At 33.9% G+C, this 19,380-nt stretch carries 16 protein-coding genes; 4 read left to right on the top strand and 12 right to left on the bottom strand.

The window, feature by feature from the left end; translation table 11 throughout:
• Nucleotides 1–97: 97 nt before the first annotated feature.
• On the top strand, nt 98–739 hold the full coding sequence (locus JS605_RS09780) for a thymidine kinase (RefSeq protein ID WP_203257538.1): 642 nt from the start codon (nt 98–100) through the stop codon (nt 737–739).
• Nucleotides 739–1,851 carry an alanine racemase gene (gene alr / locus JS605_RS09785; RefSeq protein ID WP_203257539.1) on the top strand — a complete coding sequence of 371 codons (1,113 nt, stop codon included), beginning with the start codon at nt 739–741 and terminating at the stop codon, nt 1,849–1,851. The genes JS605_RS09780 and alr overlap by 1 nt, the downstream gene beginning before the upstream one ends.
• A gap of 22 nt (nt 1,852–1,873) precedes the next feature.
• Here the strand turns inward: alr and JS605_RS09790 are convergent, their stop codons facing one another.
• Nucleotides 1,874–2,746 (bottom strand): AraC family transcriptional regulator, encoded by an 873-nt coding sequence (locus tag JS605_RS09790; RefSeq protein WP_203257540.1) that lies wholly within the window; start codon nt 2,744–2,746, stop codon nt 1,874–1,876.
• A 594-nt stretch (nt 2,747–3,340) separates the two neighbouring features.
• Here JS605_RS09790 and JS605_RS09795 point away from each other — a divergent pair.
• Nucleotides 3,341–3,949: a hypothetical protein gene (locus tag JS605_RS09795; protein WP_203257541.1), complete on the top strand. Its 609-nt coding sequence runs from the start codon at nt 3,341–3,343 to the stop codon at nt 3,947–3,949.
• A gap of 86 nt (nt 3,950–4,035) precedes the next feature.
• Here JS605_RS09795 and JS605_RS09800 read toward each other — a convergent pair whose 3' ends face one another.
• Nucleotides 4,036–5,109, bottom strand: coding sequence for a PA0069 family radical SAM protein (locus JS605_RS09800; RefSeq protein ID WP_203257542.1), 1,074 nt, complete (start codon nt 5,107–5,109; stop codon nt 4,036–4,038).
• A 232-nt stretch (nt 5,110–5,341) separates the two neighbouring features.
• On the opposite strand from JS605_RS09800, the gene JS605_RS09805 reads away from it, so the two are divergent.
• A complete protein-coding gene (locus tag JS605_RS09805) occupies nt 5,342–5,665 on the top strand; it encodes a YtxH domain-containing protein (protein ID WP_203257543.1) in 324 nt (107 codons plus the stop codon).
• Between the two features lies 1 nt (nt 5,666).
• Here JS605_RS09805 and JS605_RS09810 read toward each other — a convergent pair whose 3' ends face one another.
• The 10 genes from JS605_RS09810 to JS605_RS09855 all read right to left on the bottom strand — a co-directional run bounded on the left by JS605_RS09810 (nt 5,667) and on the right by JS605_RS09855 (nt 19,379).
• Nucleotides 5,667–6,449: an enoyl-CoA hydratase/isomerase family protein gene (locus JS605_RS09810; RefSeq protein WP_203257544.1), complete on the bottom strand. Its 783-nt coding sequence runs from the start codon at nt 6,447–6,449 to the stop codon at nt 5,667–5,669.
• Nucleotides 6,450–6,462: 13 nt separating this feature from the next.
• Nucleotides 6,463–7,923 carry a sensor histidine kinase gene (locus JS605_RS09815; RefSeq protein ID WP_203257545.1) on the bottom strand — a complete coding sequence of 487 codons (1,461 nt, stop codon included), beginning with the start codon at nt 7,921–7,923 and terminating at the stop codon, nt 6,463–6,465.
• A gap of 198 nt (nt 7,924–8,121) precedes the next feature.
• On the bottom strand, nt 8,122–8,358 hold the full coding sequence (locus tag JS605_RS09820) for a hypothetical protein (protein WP_203257546.1): 237 nt from the start codon (nt 8,356–8,358) through the stop codon (nt 8,122–8,124).
• Nucleotides 8,359–8,363: 5 nt separating this feature from the next.
• Nucleotides 8,364–10,145, bottom strand: a complete 1,782-nt coding sequence (locus JS605_RS09825) for a chloride channel protein (protein WP_203257547.1) — start codon at nt 10,143–10,145, stop codon at nt 8,364–8,366.
• A gap of 2 nt (nt 10,146–10,147) precedes the next feature.
• Nucleotides 10,148–10,864, bottom strand: a complete 717-nt coding sequence (locus JS605_RS09830) for a DUF6503 family protein (RefSeq protein WP_203257548.1) — start codon at nt 10,862–10,864, stop codon at nt 10,148–10,150.
• 45 nt (nt 10,865–10,909) lie between these two features.
• Nucleotides 10,910–12,664, bottom strand: a complete 1,755-nt coding sequence (gene aspS, locus JS605_RS09835; RefSeq protein ID WP_203257549.1) for an aspartate--tRNA ligase — start codon at nt 12,662–12,664, stop codon at nt 10,910–10,912.
• A gap of 241 nt (nt 12,665–12,905) precedes the next feature.
• Nucleotides 12,906–16,445, bottom strand: a complete 3,540-nt coding sequence (locus JS605_RS09840; protein ID WP_203257550.1) for an efflux RND transporter permease subunit — start codon at nt 16,443–16,445, stop codon at nt 12,906–12,908.
• Nucleotides 16,446–16,458: 13 nt separating this feature from the next.
• Nucleotides 16,459–16,842, bottom strand: a complete 384-nt coding sequence (locus JS605_RS09845; RefSeq protein WP_203257551.1) for a four helix bundle protein — start codon at nt 16,840–16,842, stop codon at nt 16,459–16,461.
• Nucleotides 16,843–16,869: 27 nt separating this feature from the next.
• Nucleotides 16,870–18,042: an efflux RND transporter periplasmic adaptor subunit gene (locus JS605_RS09850; protein WP_203257552.1), complete on the bottom strand. Its 1,173-nt coding sequence runs from the start codon at nt 18,040–18,042 to the stop codon at nt 16,870–16,872.
• 14 nt (nt 18,043–18,056) lie between these two features.
• Nucleotides 18,057–19,379 carry a TolC family protein gene (locus JS605_RS09855; RefSeq protein WP_203257553.1) on the bottom strand — a complete coding sequence of 441 codons (1,323 nt, stop codon included), beginning with the start codon at nt 19,377–19,379 and terminating at the stop codon, nt 18,057–18,059.
• Nucleotide 19,380: the final 1 nt, after the last annotated feature.

The following is a 19,380-nucleotide window of genomic DNA, read 5'->3' on the forward strand; positions in this document are numbered from 1 at the left end:
TAAAAAATTAATGCACTTTACACTTTCGATTTTAATAAATTTACGCCACCTTTATGCAAAACGTGCAACAGCATGGTTTTAGTGTTAAAATTACAAAATGTTTCTCGAAAATACCGTAAATCATAAAGAACAATTTGGGTGGATTGAAGTCATCTGTGGTTCTATGTTCTCAGGAAAAACAGAAGAATTGATTCGCCGTTTAAAACGTGCGCAATTTGCAAAGCAAAAGGTTGAAATTTTTAAACCAGCAATTGATGTGCGTTACGATGAGGATATGGTGGTGTCTCATGATGAGAATCAAATTCGTTCAACACCTGTGCCAGCTGCAGCTAACATTCCTATTTTAGCAGATAATTGCGATGTAGTAGGTATTGATGAAGCCCAGTTTTTTGATGATGAAATAGTACGCGTGTGTAATGATTTGGCCAATAAAGGTATTCGGGTAATTGTTGCTGGATTAGATATGGATTTTAAGGGTAATCCATTTGGACCTATGCCATATTTAATGGCCACTGCCGAGTATGTTACCAAAGTACATGCTGTGTGTACGAGAACGGGCAATTTAGCTCAATATAGTTATAGGAAATCTAAAAACGACGATATTGTAATGCTAGGAGAGGTGGATGAATACGAACCGTTGAGCAGGGCTGCGTATTACAAGGCTACAATGAGCGAAAAGATAAAAACTATGAAAGTTAAAGAAGCAGAAGACGTTTCTCCTAAACAAAAGAAATCCTGATGCCTAAAGTACAAGAAACCATTCTTGAAATAGATTTAAACGCACTTAAGCATAACTTTGAATATTTAAAATCTAAACTAAAAAATAATACAAAGTTTTTAGCGGTAGTTAAAGCCTTTGCTTATGGCAATGATGCTAATGAAATTGCAAATTATTTACAAGATTTAAATATTGACTATTTTGCTGTAGCCTATGCTAATGAAGGGGTTGCGTTAAGACAAGCAGGTGTTACCAAACCCATACTGGTTTTACATACACTTAAGGTTAATTTTGATATTTTGATTGAAAACCACCTGGAGCCTAACTTATACAATGCTAAAATTTTAAATGAGTTTATCGCATTTAGTGAAGCAAGAAAAGAAAACCATTACCCCATCCATATAAAGTTCAATACAGGTTTAAATCGTTTAGGATTCTGGGAAAATGATGTAGACTATATAGTCTCTAAACTAAAAGCAACAAAGGCCATTAAAGTAAAATCTTTATTTTCTCATTTAGCAGCTAGTGAAGATTTAAATGAAGAAGCATTTACAAATGGGCAAATTGGAGCTTTTAAGACTATTGCCGAAAGTTTCTCTGGTGCTTTAGGGTATCAACCTATGCTGCATATATGCAATACTTCTGGTGTTTTAAATTATCCTGATGCTCATTTTGATATGGTGCGCTGTGGCATTGGGCTTTATGGTTATGGGAATTCTGAAAAGGAAAGTGCTCATTTAAAACCTATTGCTAGTTTAAAAACAGTGATTTCGCAAATACATCATATAGAAAAGGGAGAGTCTGTAGGTTATAACCGTACTTACAAGAGTAATACTCCCTCAACTAAAACAGCCACACTGCCTTTGGGGCATGCCGACGGTATTAGCAGGATTTATGGTAATGGCAAAGGTTTTGTTACCATAAATGGGAAAAAAGCACCTATTGTAGGTAATGTTTGTATGGACATGATTATGGTTAATATTACCGATATTGATTGTAAGGAAGGGGATGAGGTTGTAATTTTTGATGGAAAAACCACTACTGCCGAAACGTTGGCAGAACATGCAGGTACTATTTCTTATGAATTAATTACTTCCATTTCCCAACGTGTTAAACGTGTAATCATCAAATAACACAACTATTGTTTAATAAGTGTTATTGAATAATATGTTTTATCTCCTTTCTGTATTGAGATGCACTTTTACCCGTAATGTCATTAAACTGTTTGTTGAAATGCGAAAAGTTATTAAATCCGCATTCATAACAAATATCAGCGATACTCATCTGGCTCTCATTTAATAACTTAGTAGCGTGCACAATGCGGTATTCATTTACCATCTGGGTAAAGGTTTTTCCAGTGGTTTTTTTAAAGTAACGACAAAATGCAGGTACAGTCATACTTACTTTATCTGCTATCTCGTCCAGAGCTATATGGTCTTGGAAGTTAGAATTTATGTATTTATAAATTACTTTAATTTTATCACTGTCTTGAGGGTTGGTCTCAAAAGCAATTCCATCTGCATTTAACAGTGTGTAATCTTCTGTATTTGCTAAATAGTTTAATATTTTTAGAAAACTAATAATACGCTTTAATCCTTGAAGTTCGGTAAGCGTATCTATTATTGGGCCTACTACTCTTTTGGTTTCTATACCAAAACGTATTCCTTTTTCTGCGCGGGCAAATAATGCAGAAACATTAGCCATTTCTGGAATGTTTACAAAATAGTCGCCTAAACAATTAGACTTAAACTGTACAGTAGTCTCAGAGCCATTGGCGGTTAACCTGTCTGCAAAACCATTATGAGGAAGGTTGGCACCTATTAATATAAGTTGACTATTATTAAAGTAGGATAAGTGATTTCCAATATGCGTTTTTCCTTGTCCTTTATTTACATATACTAACTCTAATTCTGGATGAAAATGCCAGAATGCATTGTTCTTGTCAACACGTTCTAAATGCTGTTTTACCAGTATAGAACTTCCAAAACTGGGAGTTACTTTTTCTAAAGTAGGCTTTTTGTTAATCATTGTGGCAATTTTAATGCAAATTTACCATTTATTATGCATTCATTGTATATTTTTTTACCTCAAAATTATACTATTTTAACTTAACGTTTAGTTAACATTTGTTTAACGGTTAAAATAGCATATAAATAAGCCAAAATTGTTGTTTTTTAGGATATGCATCCAAAGTATCTTTGTAATGTAAATGTGATGAATCACTTAAATGATTAAAGCATTTCAAGAAAGACATAGAAAAATACTGTACTGCACATAAAAAGTACATATATCATATACATTAATAATTAATTTTAATGTCTTATTTAGTTTAGTTGGTTAAAGTGGGCTGTGGTGGCCCACTTTTTTTTTGCTTAACACAAAAATAACTTTCATTTTTTTTATTTTTTTTTCAAAAAATTATTTGGGTTAATACATTATATATCTATGCTACATTACCCCATAAAATGTAGGTAATTAACTCAACATTATAGCATATTAACCCTATAGTGAGATAACATAAATTTAACAGATAATTTTGCATATAAATTGGTCAATTTCAATGTGTTACAGTAGTTCTCTTTGATGTAATTTTGGAGTGTAAAACGTTAAAAAATCCAAATCATGAAAAACGTAATTCACACTTCGAAAAAAGTATTTTTAATGGTAGCTCTATTGGTTACGGTTATAGGATACGCTAACGACAAATCATTTTACATTTCTAAAGGTGACGCCGGTAAAACCACACTCACTTTAATGGAGGTAAAAAAGGGAGATCTATTTACAATTAAAAATGAAAACGGTTTAATACTATATAAGGAAGCAATACAAGAAAACGGGGTCTATAAAAAAGGATTCGATTTAACGTCTCTTCCTGATGGTAGCTACTTCTTTGAACTTGATAAGGATATGGAAATTACTACTATTCCTTTTACAGTTAAAGCTAGTGATGTAGCTTTTGATAAATCAAAGTCTGAAACTGTTTTTAAACCTTTAACTGTAGTAAGAAACGATCATTTATTGGTATCTCAATTATCTCTTGAGAAAAAGCCTTTAAAAATAAAGATTTACCAAGAAGGTTCTACTTACTCCTCATCTTATGAATTAATACACTCTGAAACAATTACTGATACTAAGCATATTAAAAGGGTGTACAAATTACGTGATTTTAGTAAAGGGCAATACAAAATTGTTTTTATGACTGAAGGACAAAAATTTGTAAAATTTTTCTAATAATAGACTAATTCAAATAATCTAATTACTCAGGAGCGGACTAACTGTCCGCTCTTTTTTTGTTTTATGTATTGTACTTATACTAATTAAAAAAGCTTTAATTGTCCGTCTTTGTACTGGTCGTGTAAATTACAATTTAGCCTAGGCATCTTTTTGTTTTTAAAATATTGTTGTTGTGCTAATGTTACCAAGGTATTAATTTGCTCTGCAATTTTACCTTCTCCTCGCATTCTTGTACCATAGCGAGAATCGTTTAAAGTACCTCCATGACAACTTTCAATTTGATGCAATACTTTTTTAGCCTTATCTGGCATAGTTTTTTTAATCCAATCCGTAAAAATTTCTCCAATCGCACCATTTAGTCTTACTATAGTGTGCGCAATAGAAACTGCTCCATGATCTGCTGCTGCTTTTGCGATTTTAAGAACCTCATGGCTATTGATGCCCGGAATAATGGGAGCTATCATGACGTTTACTGGAATACCATGATTGCTTAACTCCTTTACGGTGTTTAATCGTTTTTTGCTTGTTGTAGTTCTAGGCTCTAAAATTCTTCTGGTATCTTCTATTAATGAAGTAATAGATATATTAACACCTATCAAGTTGTACTTTGCTAAATCTGTAAGTATGTCTAAATCTTCCAAAATTCCAGAGTTTTTGGTAATAATACCTACTGGATGTCTATATTTTAAAAATACTTCCAAACATTGTCTTGTAATTTTAAATTTTTGTTCGGCAGGTTGGTAACAATCCGTATTTCCCGATAATATTATGGGGAGTGCTTTCCAACTTTTCTTTTTTAGCTGTTGCTCTAATAATTTGGGAGCATCTTTTTTTACTAAAATGCGTCGTTCAAAATCTAACCCAGCACTATAGCCCCAAAATTCGTGTGTATTTCTGGCATAACAATAGATGCAGCCATGTTCGCAGCCTTGGTAAGGATTCATGGAATACAGCATACCAATATCTGGACTTGTTACTTTATTGACGATGGTTTTTGGAAAAACTTCTAGGTATTTGGTTTTATTTTTATCAGGACTTTCTCCTTGTTTTTGACAAAATTCCAAAAAATCATCACGCATTTCGTGACGCAATTCGAAGAAACGGTTAGGGACGTTAAGTTGTGCACCACGTCCTTTAATGGCAGATTTTGAGTTCATTTTAATAAAATATAGGTTATTTTGCTTGAGAGAAGCCCAATAAAATTAAATATTATTTCTTTTGAAAAATGTTAAAGTAAAAATGGGTTATTAACAAACACCACAATTGGTAAGATGCTATTTAAAGTTTTAAAAAATATAGACGTAAATACTTGGCATTGAATTTGTTTGTAACAAAGAGGTAATTTTAACCACTAATAAATAGACAAGATTAACATTTAAAAGAAAAACTATGATTCATAAAGGGATTTTAATCGCAGGTAGTGTTTTATTGGGCACTGCTGTAGGTGTTTTATTGGCACCAGATAAAGGAAGCAATACCAGAGAAAATTTAAAAAAAGAAGGTAAAGACATAAAAGATCAATTGGTAAAAGATTTCTCTGAAGTTAAGGAAGACTTATCTAAAACGGCAGCTTCTGGTAAACAAAAACTAAAAGAGGATATTAAGGATTTAGCTTCTAAAACAAGTTATAAAACAGAAAAAGCAATTACATTTATTGAAAAACAATTGGCTATTCTCAAAGAAAAAAACAGGACCCTACAAAAGACTAGTTAGGTTAATTGCCCGAAAAGTTTGCCTTTCGTTTTTCTAAAAAGGCTGTGGTGCCTTCTTCAAAATCGTTGGTTCCAAAGCAGTTACCAAATTCCATAATTTCGGTTCGGTAACCATTAACGCCTTCTTTAAAATTCGCATTTACAGCTCTAATGGCCGCGCTAATAGCAGTTGGGGAATTACGTGCGATTTTGGTCGCAAGGGTATCGCACACATCCAAAAGTTCACTTTGCGTTACTATATGGTTAACCAAACCATAGCTTAAGGCTTGATTGGCATCTATCATACTCGCCGTCATAATCATTTCCATAGCGCGTCCTTTACCTACCAGTTGCGTTAAGCGTTGTGTACCACCATACCCGGGAATAACACCTAGAGATACTTCTGGTAACCCCATTTTAGCATTGTTACTTGCTACTCTAAAATGGCATGCCATTGCTAACTCTAATCCTCCACCAAGAGCAAAACCATTAATTGCAGCAATTACAGGAGTACTTAAATTTTCAACAAAATTGAAGAGTAATTTTTGTCCGTTTGCAGCTAAATGTGTGCCCTCTTCTACGTTAAAGTCGGCAAATTCACTAATATCTGCACCAGCTACAAAGGCTTTTTCGCCACTGCCAGTAATAATAATTACTTTAGTGGTATTATCGTTATCAGCTGCTTTAAAAGCTTCATGCAGTTCTTGTATCGTGTCTTGGTTTAGTGCATTTAATTTTTTAGGACGATTAATAGTTATGGTTGTAATACCATTTTCAGAATATACTAGTAAATTGGTATAGCTCATTTTATATTATGTGTTAAGATTCTTTTGGAAAAACTACCTTAAAAACGGTGCCTTTATTAGTTTCAGTGGTAAACGAAATAGTACCGTTATAGTTTTCTACAATATTTTTTACCATAGCCAAACCTAGCCCCATACCACTGGTTTTAGTGGTAAATTTAGGTTCGAATATTTTACTCCTGTTGTCTTCAGAAATTCCAGAACCGTTGTCAGCCACAGTAATAATTACATTTTTATCATCTTGCCCAACGTTTACTAAAACTTGAGGGGTTTTGTTTTTTGGTATGGATTGAATTCCATTTTTAACCAGGTTTGTTACCACTCTAATGAGTTGTGTTCTGTCAAATTTGGCAATTATTTCATCATCATCAGATGTAAATACAATATAATCTTCATTAAAAATATCTAATGCTAATTTTGTAATATTTGTGACATCTAGTGTTTCTTTTTGTTGCGCGGGCATTTTGGCAAAGTTTGAAAACGCCGATGCAATAGAGCTCATGGTATCTATCTGCTGAATAAGTGTTTTGCTATATTCGTTTAGTTTGGCAGTAATGTTTTCATCATTAGGATCAAACTTACGTTGAAAGTTCTGTACTGTTAAACGCATAGGGGTTAATGGATTTTTAATTTCATGGGCAACCTGCTTTGCCATTTCTCTCCATGCTTGTTCGCGTTCACTTCGTGCCAGTTGCACTGCACTCTCCTCAAGCTCATCTATCATGTTATTGTAAGAGTCTATCAAGGTTGAAATTTCTTGACTTGAATCTTCAATTACAATTTTTTCATTTCGTTTTTCAAGCCGTGTTGCTATAATTTTTTCACTAATCGTTTTAAGTGATTTTGTAATATATTTTGATAACAAAAATGCGATAGCAACAGCAATAATTAAAACAAATAAATAGGCAATTCCTAACCTGCCTAAAAACTCATTTAGCTCTTTTGATAGAAAATCGTCCCGCTCTAAATAAGGTAAATTTAAAATGGCTAAAGGTTTAAACTTTTTGTCATAAATAAAAGTGTAAGAAGATTGATAGGTAGAGCCGTTTTCAGTTAGTTTATCAACATAACGATGATCTGCAGTATTTGAAATGGCATTTAAAATATGCGTTTCAATACATTTATCTTCCTCGTCAGGTTTTAAATCTGCTTTTGAGGTTATAAGCAAATTTCCCTCTAAATCGTATAGGTTAACCTGCAATTGATGAATGTCAGCAATGTTACTAATCTCATCTTTGAAGATTAAAGGAATGTTTCTTGTTTTTACTTCCCAAGTGTTTTGTCTCCCGTTTAAAACGCGCCTTAAATGTGTTTTGATATTTTGTTCTTTACGATTAAGACGTTGTATGTGGTACTCGGTGGTTTCTTCGTTGTATTGATAAATGGCTACAGCAGCTATAAGTACTGAAGCTATAAGTACCAATACTATCATCACAATAAAAATACGTGTACGTAAAGAGAGTTTTTTTAGTTTCATTTGCGGTTTTAATGCATTAAATATAACAATAATCACACCAAACCCTTATGTGTATTTTTTAAAATTGGATAGTTGGATGGGAGAGAAGAGGAAGATGGTTAGGCTTAAAACATAAGATAACAATAGAGGTGTTTATTCTTTTTAAATGAACACTAATGTGAAGCACTATCTTTTTGTTGTTAATGTGCTGCAACAACATTAGTGTTTTTTATCTTTTTGACTCTCACGCATTTTATCTAGGTTTTCCTTGGTTAACATATATTCCTTTACGTCTCTATCTTTCCATCGGTAATAGGAGAATATAGGGAAAACAACTAGAAACAATAATGCTACTCCAGAGCCAATTAACTTTTGGGAGTAATCTGATTGAATTGTGAATCCTGAAATAATCAATCCAGCGCTAGCCAAGGTTAGTATTATTATGAGATATTTCATTATGGTTATTGCGTAACGTTAATAAGTTGTCGCCTGTAAGCGGTTAATAATTTAGATTTGGAGATGTACCCATAATATTTTCCATGTTTAATAACCGGTAAATTCCAAGCGCCACTGGTTTTAAATTTCTCCATAATACTATTCATGTTGTCTTTTTCGTAATTAATGATGCCCGCATCAGCATGCATTAAGCTTTCTACATCTACTTTGTCATATAAATCTACATTAAACATCATGTGCCTAATATCGTCTAAACGGATAACTCCTAAAAATTCCCCTTTCTTATTAACTACTGGAAAGTGATTTCTTGAAGATTTTGCCACTGCATTCTCAAGAACTTCACGGAGTTTCATTTCTGGTTTTAAGATGATAAAATTGGTCTCAATTACTTTGTCTATTTGAAGCATCATTAACACATTTTTGTCTTTGTTGTGTGTAATTAACTCGCCACGTTTGGCTAACTTTAAAGTGTATATGGAGTGGGAAATATAGTATTTAGTAATGGAGAATGAAATGGCAGCTACTAACATAAGCGGTACAAATAGTTCATACCCACCTGTGATTTCGGCAATAAGGAAAATTGCAGTTAAAGGCGCATGTAGTACACCAGCCATTAAACCTGTCATCCCTATTAGCGTGAAATTAGATTCTGAAACATGAAAATCTAATCCTAAATTATTGATGATTTTAGCGAAAGCATTCCCTAAAGCACTACCCATTACAAGTGTTGGAATAAATACGCCACCAACACCACCAGCACCAAAGGTAGTAGTCATGGCAATGGCTTTAAAAATAGCAATACCTATAAGTAACCCAATTACAATCCACACATTTTCTAAATCTAAAGTAAAAGGTGTTGTGCCTATAGCAGCGATATGGTCACCTTTTAGAAGATTATTCATCACTCCATACCCCTCACCATAAAGCGGTGGAATAACATAAAGCATGGTGCCAATAGCCAATCCGCCAATTAAAAGGCGTTTAGCACGACTTTCAAATTGTTTAAAAAAATTAGTGATACCAAAGAATACCTTAGAGTAATATACCGACATTAAACCTGTAACGATACCTAAAACAGCATAAAATCCAATATCGTTAATTTGGAATTTATCAGTGAGTTCAAAGCGTAACAACACATCTGTACCCAAGAAAAAATAGGAAGTAACAACTGCTGAAACAGAAGCCAGTAGCAAAGGAACCAACGAAGCGAATGCGATGTCTAAACTAAAAATTTCAATAGCAAAAATAATTGCTGCAATAGGTGCTTTAAACATAGATGCCATGGCCCCAGCCGCTGCACAAGATACAAGTAGCAATCGTGTTTTGGTGTTCATGTGAAACAAACGTGCTGCGTTAGATCCCAAAGCAGAACCCACGCTTACTGCGGGCCCTTGTAATCCTACAGAACCACCAAACCCCACTGTTAAAGGGGCGGTTATTAATGCTGCATAAATATTGTATCTGGGAATAATACCGTTAAGTTTAGATATGGCGTGCAGTGTTGTTGAAATACCATGCCCAATGTGTTTTTTTAGCCATGTTTGCTTGATAATATACACTAATAATAATCCAACAATAGGTAAAATAAAATAGAGTGAGCTTTGGTAATCTTTAAACACATTGGATATAAAAAATGCTCGTATAGCATGTGTTAAGTTTTTTAGCGTCACAGTTCCCAATCCTGCTAAAAAACCAACAAGAATACTAAGTATGTAGATAAATTGACGTTCGGAAATATGTTTGTATTTCCAAATCAAAAATTTACGTAAAATACTTTTAAAACTCATAATTATTGTTTCGGTTTTAAAATATCAGTACCTAAATATTTATCGTCTTTATTCATATACCAAGCCCTAATCTTTGGCATTTTAATACCGTTAATAGTTTCTTCTTTTGAAAGTAAAATATATTCTCCGTCATTCTTAGACTCATCATGGAAAAATTGATATACTTCCATAGCAAAGTTTTTGGGATTGAAATAGAAATACCATGTATCTTCTCCCACATCTTTTTCATAAGTGACTTTTAAAACAAGATATGTTTTTCCTTTAAATTCCTTGGTCTCCACCGTTTTATGCACTACTGTCCCTAGGTCTTTTAATTTCATAGGTAAACCATACAAATATGTATAATAGTTTTGATAGAGCTTTGCACGTTCTTTACTTAGATTTTGAGATTTTAATGTAGTTTCTGAAGGTTTTTGGTCTCCCATAAAAACTATGGTAATACTATCTTTATTTATGATGTATTCTGAAATAGTATCGTTTACTTTTGATTTTACTGAAAAGAATTCATTCGGTAAATCTATAACGATTTTACTATCTCGATTTGGCTTTCCAGGGATTTCCATAGTAATATGGAAGTTGTCTTTAAATATAGGCCAGTTGTTATTTGGATCATGGTAGGTAATAGCCTTTTCTAATAATTGTTCGCCAGTTAAGTTTTGAGAAAACCCTAAACAGGAAAATAAAATAAAAGTAAAATAGAAAAAGCGTTTTATTTGCATGATTAAAATTAACAAAAAATCCCGCAATTGCGGGATTTTTTTGAGTTATGATTTTATGTTTAGTTTTAAACTTAGTTCTTCTAATTGGTCGTCATCAATAGGAGCTGGCGCATCTATCATGACATCGCGTCCTGAATTGTTTTTAGGAAAAGCAATGAAATCACGAATGGTTTCTTGTCCGCCTAAAATAGCTACTAATCTGTCTAGTCCAAATGCCAATCCGCCATGTGGAGGTGCACCATATTGAAATGCATCCATTAAGAATCCAAATTGTGCTTTGGCTTCTTCTGGAGTAAACCCTAGATAATCAAACATCAAGGCTTGTGTTTCCTTATCATGAATTCTTATAGAGCCACCACCAATTTCGTTACCGTTTAATACTAAATCGTAGGCATTAGCTTTCACAGCTCCTGGATTGGTTTTTAATAATTCTATTTGTCCAGGTTTTGGTGCTGTAAATGGGTGGTGCATCGCATGGTAACGTTCGGTCTCTTCATCCCATTCCAATAGCGGGAAGTCCATAACCCAAAGTGGGGCAAATTCATCTGGTTTTCGTAAACCTAAACGTTCTGCTAACTCCATACGTAATGCACTTAGCTGTGTGCGTACTTTGTTGGTGTCTCCAGACAATACACAAATGAGGTCTCCTGTTTTTGCACCTGTAACTTCAGCCCATTTGGCTAAATCGTCCTGATCGTAAAATTTATCTACTGATGATTTAAATGAGCCATCCTCATTACAACGGCAATAGACCATACCTAATGCACCTACCTGCGGACGTTTAAGCCAATCAATCAGTTTGTCAATTTCTTTTCTGGTATAACTATTACCACCTGGAACTGCAATGCCAACTACCAATTCTGCAGTATTAAATACATTAAAATCTTTATGTTGCGCTACTGCATTAAGTTCGCCAAATTCCATGCCGAAGCGAATATCTGGTTTGTCGTTACCGTATAATCGCATGGCATCGTCATACTGCATTCTAGGGAATTTTTCAACAGAAATACCTTTAACTTCTTTAAGTAAATGTTTTGTTAAACCTTCAAATGCATTTAAAATATCTTCTTGCTCAATAAATGCCATTTCACAGTCTATTTGGGTAAACTCTGGTTGTCTATCGGCACGTAAATCTTCATCTCTAAAACACTTTACAATTTGAAAATATTTATCCATACCACCAACCATCAACAACTGTTTAAAGGTTTGTGGTGATTGTGGTAATGCGTAAAATTCGCCTTCATTCATTCGGGATGGTACCACAAAATCTCGCGCTCCTTCTGGGGTTGATTTTATTAAATAAGGTGTTTCAACTTCAATGAATCCCTCATTTGATAAATAATTGCGAACCTCTTGGGTAACTTTATGTCTAAAGATTAAGCTGTCTTTTACTGGATTTCTGCGAATATCTAAATAACGGTATTTCATCCTTAAATCCTCTCCGCCATCTGTATTGTCTTCTATAGTAAAGGGAGGTAATTCGGCTTCATTTAATATGTTTAATTCTGAAACTAAAAGTTCTATATCTCCAGTTGGCATGTTGGGGTTTTTAGAAGCACGTTCTACCACGGTTCCTTTAGCTTGAATTACAAATTCACGACCTAAATTCTGCGCTTGTTCTATTAATTCTTTGTTTGTACGTTCTTCATCAAAAACTAATTGGGTAATGCCATAACGATCTCTTAAATCTACCCAAACAATAAAACCTTTATCTCTAGATTTTTGAACCCAACCCGCTAAGGTAACTTCTGTATTAATGTGTGCAGCTCTTAATTCGCCGCAATTATGACTTCTGTACATTGTCTTGAATAATTGAGGTGCAAATTTACATAAGTTATAGCATTAATTGTGTTTTTGTCTGTTGAATTTATATGGGTTTGTGGATGTATTCTATTATGGGGAATCAGGAAAGTTGTTTAAATTAAAACTAGTTATAGGCCTCCCCAAAACGTTCAGGACAATATGATTAAAATAAAAAGAGCCACAATTGTATTGTGGCCCTCTCGCGCTATTAATCTGAGTTAGTCAGAAACAATAACCTTTATGCGTTTTCAATACGTTTATCCATATTAAAAACTTCTTGTTGGTTTTTAATTAAGCTTACTTCAGCAGTTCGGTTTTTATATAACCACATTTTGAATTTAGTGACTAAATAGAACAGAATAGGCACCACAATAAGTGTTAAGAACGTGGCTATGAATAACCCATAAATAACCGTCCATGCTAATGGTCCCCAGAAAATTACATTATCTCCTCCTATATAAATGTTGGCATCAAACTCACTAAATAGAGTAAAGAAATTGATATTAATTCCCAATGCTAATGGTATTAAACCTAAAATGGTTGTAATGGCTGTTAATAGTACAGGGCGCAAACGTGCTTTTCCACCTTTTACAATAGCTTCTATTAAATCATCTGTTTGCAAATACTGTTCATCGTCTAAATCTAATTTTACCTTTTTTCTATCAATAAGTAACTGTGTATAATCAAGGAGTACCACACCGTTATTTACAACGATACCTGCTAGCGAAATAATTCCCATCATGGTCATCATGATAACAAAAGCACTACCTGTAACAACTATTCCTCCAAATACGCCTATTAAACTCAAGAAAATAGCCAGCATAATGATGCCTGGTTTTGAAACTGAATTAAACTGGAAAATTAAGATGAAAAATATTAAACCTAGACCAATAAAAAACGCACTCATTAAAAATGCCATTTGTTTATTTTGTTCTTCAATTTGTCCTGTATAGTCTACCTTTACGCTATCTGGTTTCTCGGTAAATGACTTCATTTCATTCTGAATTTGAGAAACGATAGCTCCTGCATCTGTAAATCCTGGTGATAATGCAGAATATAGTGTTACTACACGGCGTACATCACGGTGTTTAATGGCACTAAATCCTGAGTTGTTATTTTGCTTTGCAACAGTAGATACGGGGATCTCTTTAATTTGTCCTGTTGCCATGTCTCTAAACGTAATTTTCTGATTAAAAATGGCACTGGTATTGTATCTGTTTTCCTCGTTAAAACGTACATAGATGTCGTAATCCTCACCATCTTTTTTGTAGATGCCAGCTTTCGCACCAAAAATAGAATTACGCAATTGTTGCCCCACTTGTCCTGCGGTAACACCAAGTTCTCCAGCTTTTTTACGGTCTACCAAAACCTGCATTGATGGTTTAGACTTATTTACATCGATTTTTAATTCATCTATACCTTGAATATTCTTAGAGTTGATAAAATCGCGCATTTTTTCTGCGGTAGCAATTAATTCTCCATAATCGTTCCCCTCTAATTCTAGGTTGATAGGGTAGCCTGCAGGTGGCCCAACAGCATCTTTTTCTACTGAAATGGCCACGCCTGGGTAGATGCCTTGTAAATCTTCCTGTACTTTCTTCAATAAAACATTACTATCAGCGCCATCCCTGAATTTGTACTCGCGCATGGTAGCGGTAATTTTTCCTCGATGTGGCATTTCTGCTGCCGAACCACCATCGGTTTGCGGATTTCCTGCGCCCTCACCAACTTGGGATACAGCACTTTCTGTAAGGAAATTAAAATCTCCTTTCATGTAGGCTTCATCATTAATTATTTTGTATACACGCTCTTCTATATCCTTTGTGATAGCATTGGTTTTTTCAATATCAGTACCTTCAGGATATTCAATATATACTATAATTTGGTTTGGTGTATTGTCTGGGAAGAACTCTACTTTGGTTCTTTGACTTCCAACTGAAGCACCAAACCCCATAAAAGCGATAAATAATAATACAACAGTGCCAATCGCTATAAATCCAGGTTTTCTACCACTAAGTGCACCACGTAGTACTTTTTCGTAGAAACGTTCCCATTTTGGTAAAATTCTATTTTGGAAGCCGTTTGCCCATGAACGCAAGAATAAGCGATACATCCAAAGTAAAATAACCACAACAATCATTAGCGTGCCTAAACCTCTATAGCTTCCTCCGAAAATTGTTATTAATAAGCCAATACCACCTACAATTGCTGATATTTTTATAATATTTTGAAGTGGCATTTCTTTGTCTTCTATTGCCATGTATTGGGAAACTAATACGGAGTTAAAAAAGATAGCTACAAATAATGATGAACCTAAAACAACACCTAAAGTTTTTGGAAAATATACCATAAATTGCCCCATTACACCAGGCCAAAGTCCAAGAGGAATGAATGCTGCAACCGTGGTAGCTGTAGAAATGATAATAGGGAAAGCAATCTCTCCAATCCCTTTTTTGGCAGCTTCAATACGACTCATGCCTTCTTCTTTCATTAAGCGGTACACGTTTTCTACGAGAACTATTCCGTTATCTACTAACATACCAAGTCCCATGATTAGTCCAAATAAAATCATTGTATTCATGGTAAAACCCCATAAATCGAGTATCATTAAAGACATGAACATAGACATGGGTATAGCGAACCCAACAAATAATGCATTTTTGAACCCTAAAAAGAACATTAAAACTGTAACTACGAGTATGATACCAAAGATGATATTATTTACTAAATCGTCTACCTGGCCAATGGTTTTAGATGATTGGTCATTTGCAACAGTAACTTGCAAATCTAGCGGGAATACATTCTCTATGGCATTGTCAACTATTACCTGTATTTGCTCGGCCGCAGCTACCATGTTTTTACCAGCGCGTTTTTTTACATCAAGCATTACTACAGGATGCCCAAATTCTCTGGCATAGGTAGTTTTGTCTTCATCCTTAAAATTTACTTTGGCTACATCGCGCAAGTAAATAGAGTTGCCTTTTTCAGACTTTACAACAAAATTTTCAAGCTCATTTGGGTTTTCAATTTCTCCAATAATTCTGATAGTACGACGTTGTCCACTGGTAATTAAATTTCCGGCAGACATTGTCATGTTTTCTCTACTAATTGTATTTATAATATCATCAAAGCTCACTTGAGCAGCCATCATTTTGTATATGTCTACTGCAACTTCAACTTCTTTTTCTTGAGCGCCTCTAATGTCTACTTGTTTTATTTCTTGTAGGCTTTCAATCTCATCTTCAAGATATTCTCCAAATTCCTTTAACTTATCTACGGGATAATCTCCAGATATATTGATGTTTAGAATTGGAATTTCTTCAGACATGCTTAAATCAAACACATTAGGCTCTACTTTGGCACCATTAAATGTTGGCCAGTCTTCGCCTGAAGTTTCAGAATCTACCTCATCTTTTACTTTTTGTTTGGCAGCTTCAACTGTAATACTTTCATCAAATTCAACTATTACTATAGAGTAGTCTTCTTGTGATGTTGAGGTAATTTCTACTACATTACTCACCGTTTTTAGCTTATCCTCAATAGGATCGGTAATTAGCTTCTCAATATCCTCAGCAGTATTTCCAGGATAAACAGAGCTAATGTATATTTTGGTTTCCTTAATCTCAGGGAAGTTCTCTCTTGGCATACTAAAATATGCTCCTGCACCTAGTATCAAAATCAAAGTGATTAAGACATACATGGTGGTTTTATTATTTATAGCCCAAGATGATAAAGGAAACTCCTTATCTACTTTTTTGTTTTTATTATTCTTAGTCATGAGTCTGTAGTCTTTAGTTGTTAGTTCTAGAGTCGTTAGACTTTAGATATTTTTGTAAGCTAGATGTCATTTTAGATAATTCCTCAAGTTTCACTCTATTTGAGTAATCCTCCTCTTTATCTAAATAATCTAATCTTTTTGCTATCGTAGAGCATACCACGCATTCTTTTATTGATCCAGATGCGATATTTAAATATCTATTAAATTGAGCGTTAGTGTCTCCTGCACCTTCAGCTATATTTAATGCTATGGAAATTGAAGCTCTTTTGAATTGAGAGCTTAAAGCATAATTTTCACTTTTAGGAAAATCTTTAGTCATTTTGTAGGTATCATCAATAAAGTCTAAAGCTTTTTGATATACTTTCAAATCTTCAAAGTTGAATTTAATCGGGTTCATTATTTTACTATTTCCAAAGACTAATTACTACTGACTATCAACTAATATTTTAACATCTTGCCCTTCTTTTACGCTTCGCGCACCTTCTTCAATAATTTCATCGCCATTATTGATTCCAGAAAGTACTTCAATATCATCGCCTTGCGTTTTTCCGGTAGTAATAATTGCTCTTTTAGCTTTTGCTTTTTCTCCTGATTTACCTGTTACAGTGTACACGTATTGTTCTCCTTCGGCATTTTCTGAAATAATACTTTGCGGAATTAAAATTGCATTTTTGTTGGTATAATCGTTAATCTTCAGTTTAGCAGTAAGATTAGGTTTTATTGCAATATCTTTATTAGGGAGAGCTATTTCAACTTTAAAGGTTCTATTTGCTGGGTTAATAAAGTTTCCAGCTTGACGAACTTTAGCATCAACATCTTTTCCTAACACAGGGAAGTTTACTTTTACTTCCTTGCCAGGAGTGATGCTTGAAACATAACGCTCTGGGACATCAGTTTCAATATACATGTCATCTAAATTAACAATTCTAAACAGTTGAGATTGTCCTGGTGCTACAACACTACCCTGATCTGTAATTACATCGTCTATAGTCCCAGAAAATGGAGCACGAACAATAGTTTTACCAACTTGTTGTTGTAACTGATTTACCATTTCGTTTTGGGCTTCGTAATTAGATTTTGCTTGTAAAAATTGAATTTCGCTACCAATTTTCTGATCCCACAAGCGTTTTTGACGCTCAAAAGTGGTTTTTGCTAAATCTGCTTGAATTTTTACTTGTGCTAATTGCTGGCTTAAACCTCCATCATCAATTTTGGCAAGTGTTTGTCCTTTGCGTACTTTTTGTCCCTCTCGCACATAAACTTTGGTAAGTACACCGCCATATTCTGCTGAAATTACTACATTTTGTTTAGTGCTCACATTACCTTGTAATTCAGCAAAGTGGTTAAACACTTTTTCTTCAGCTTTAAAGGTTGTGATTAATGGGATTTTTTCTTGAGGATCTAAAGTCTTGATCTCTTTTTCTAGTAATTTAAGTTGTGCAGAAATTGCTTGAACCTGAGCGTCTAACTCAGTTTTTTTCTGCCTTATTTGTGTTAAATCTTTAGAAGCAATTATATCTTCTACAGATTTGTTTTTATCCCCTCCACAAGAGGTTAAAATCAGGGTTGCCAGTACTAGCGGATATATATATTTCATTTTGATTGATTTTTTTAGTTATTTATAGTATTTAGTACAGTATCTAATTCAGCTTTTTTATTAATAACATTAAGCATAGCTTGAAGAAATTCTTGTTGCGACGTGTAAAGTTGGGTTTGCGCTTGTCTTAAATCAAAACTTGAAGAAATACCTTCATAGAATTTTGTTTGATTCTTTTTCTCTATGCGTTCAGCAAGATTCAGATTTTGTTTTTTATTGTTGTAATCTTCAATGGAAAACTTATAATCACTTTTGGCAGAAGCTATTTGTAATTTAAGTTTTTGGGTTGTCTCGTTCAACTCTTCTTTAGATTTTTCTAAATTTATCTTAGCACGCTGTGTTGCTGCACTTCTTTTACCTGAACTAAATAGTGGAATGTTAAGACTTGCATTTAAAGTAGCTGTACCAATCCAACGGTTTTGAAAGTCTAGAAAATCAAAAGCATTTCTATTTGCTATATACGATCCATTTAATGATGCGTTAAGTGTTGGTAAAGCTTTACTTTTTTCTAACTTTACTAGTAACTCTTTGGATTTTTTATCGTTTTGAGCGATTCTATAATCTATGTTATTGTTGATATCGAAACTGGAGTCTAAAACATTTAAAGCAATATTTTGAGTGGTAAGTAATTCTAAAGAATCCGTTAGTGTTGTTTCATTATCAATATCAGTTCCTATGGTAATGTTAAACATCTGATAGGCTAAATCTTTTAGTCTATTGGTGTTGTTTAAATTATTTTCAACTCCAGATAGTGTTATTTGTAGCTGTTCTACACTTTCTTCCTCACCTAAACCGTTTTCATAAATCTTAGTGGTTTCATACAGGTTGTTTTTTAAAACCTTAATATTTCGTTCTAAAATTTTTATGCTCTCTTCAGCTAGTAGTACATTACCATAAGCATTTATAACGGCTTTCCTAATCTCTAAATCTGTTTTTTCTTTTGCATTTCTAGAAATCTCTAAAAACACTTTGGCAGATTGCAAACCTACTATGTAGGAACCGTCAAAAATCATTTGAGAAATGTTAGCCCCAGCAATCATTGAGTGTTTAGCACCAAAATCTGGTACGCCGTCCATATCAAAATCTATAGCTTCAAATTGCTGTTTTATTTGATTTTGATAGTCGATACTTGCATTTACCTGAGGAAGTCCAATAGTGGTAGTTTCCCATTTTTGTTTTTTGGCAGCTTCAACATCACGTTGCGCATTTTTAGCACTTCTATTGTTTTCAAGAGCATAGTCTATAGCCTCTTGTAAAGAAAAACGCATTGGTTTTTCTTGTGCATTTAGAGCATATAAGCATAGAAAACTAAAGTATAAAATTAGTTTGTGTTTCATT

Origin of the sequence: Hyunsoonleella ulvae, from assembly GCF_016827605.1 — a bacterium.
GTDB classification, from domain to species: domain Bacteria; phylum Bacteroidota; class Bacteroidia; order Flavobacteriales; family Flavobacteriaceae; genus Jejuia; species Jejuia ulvae.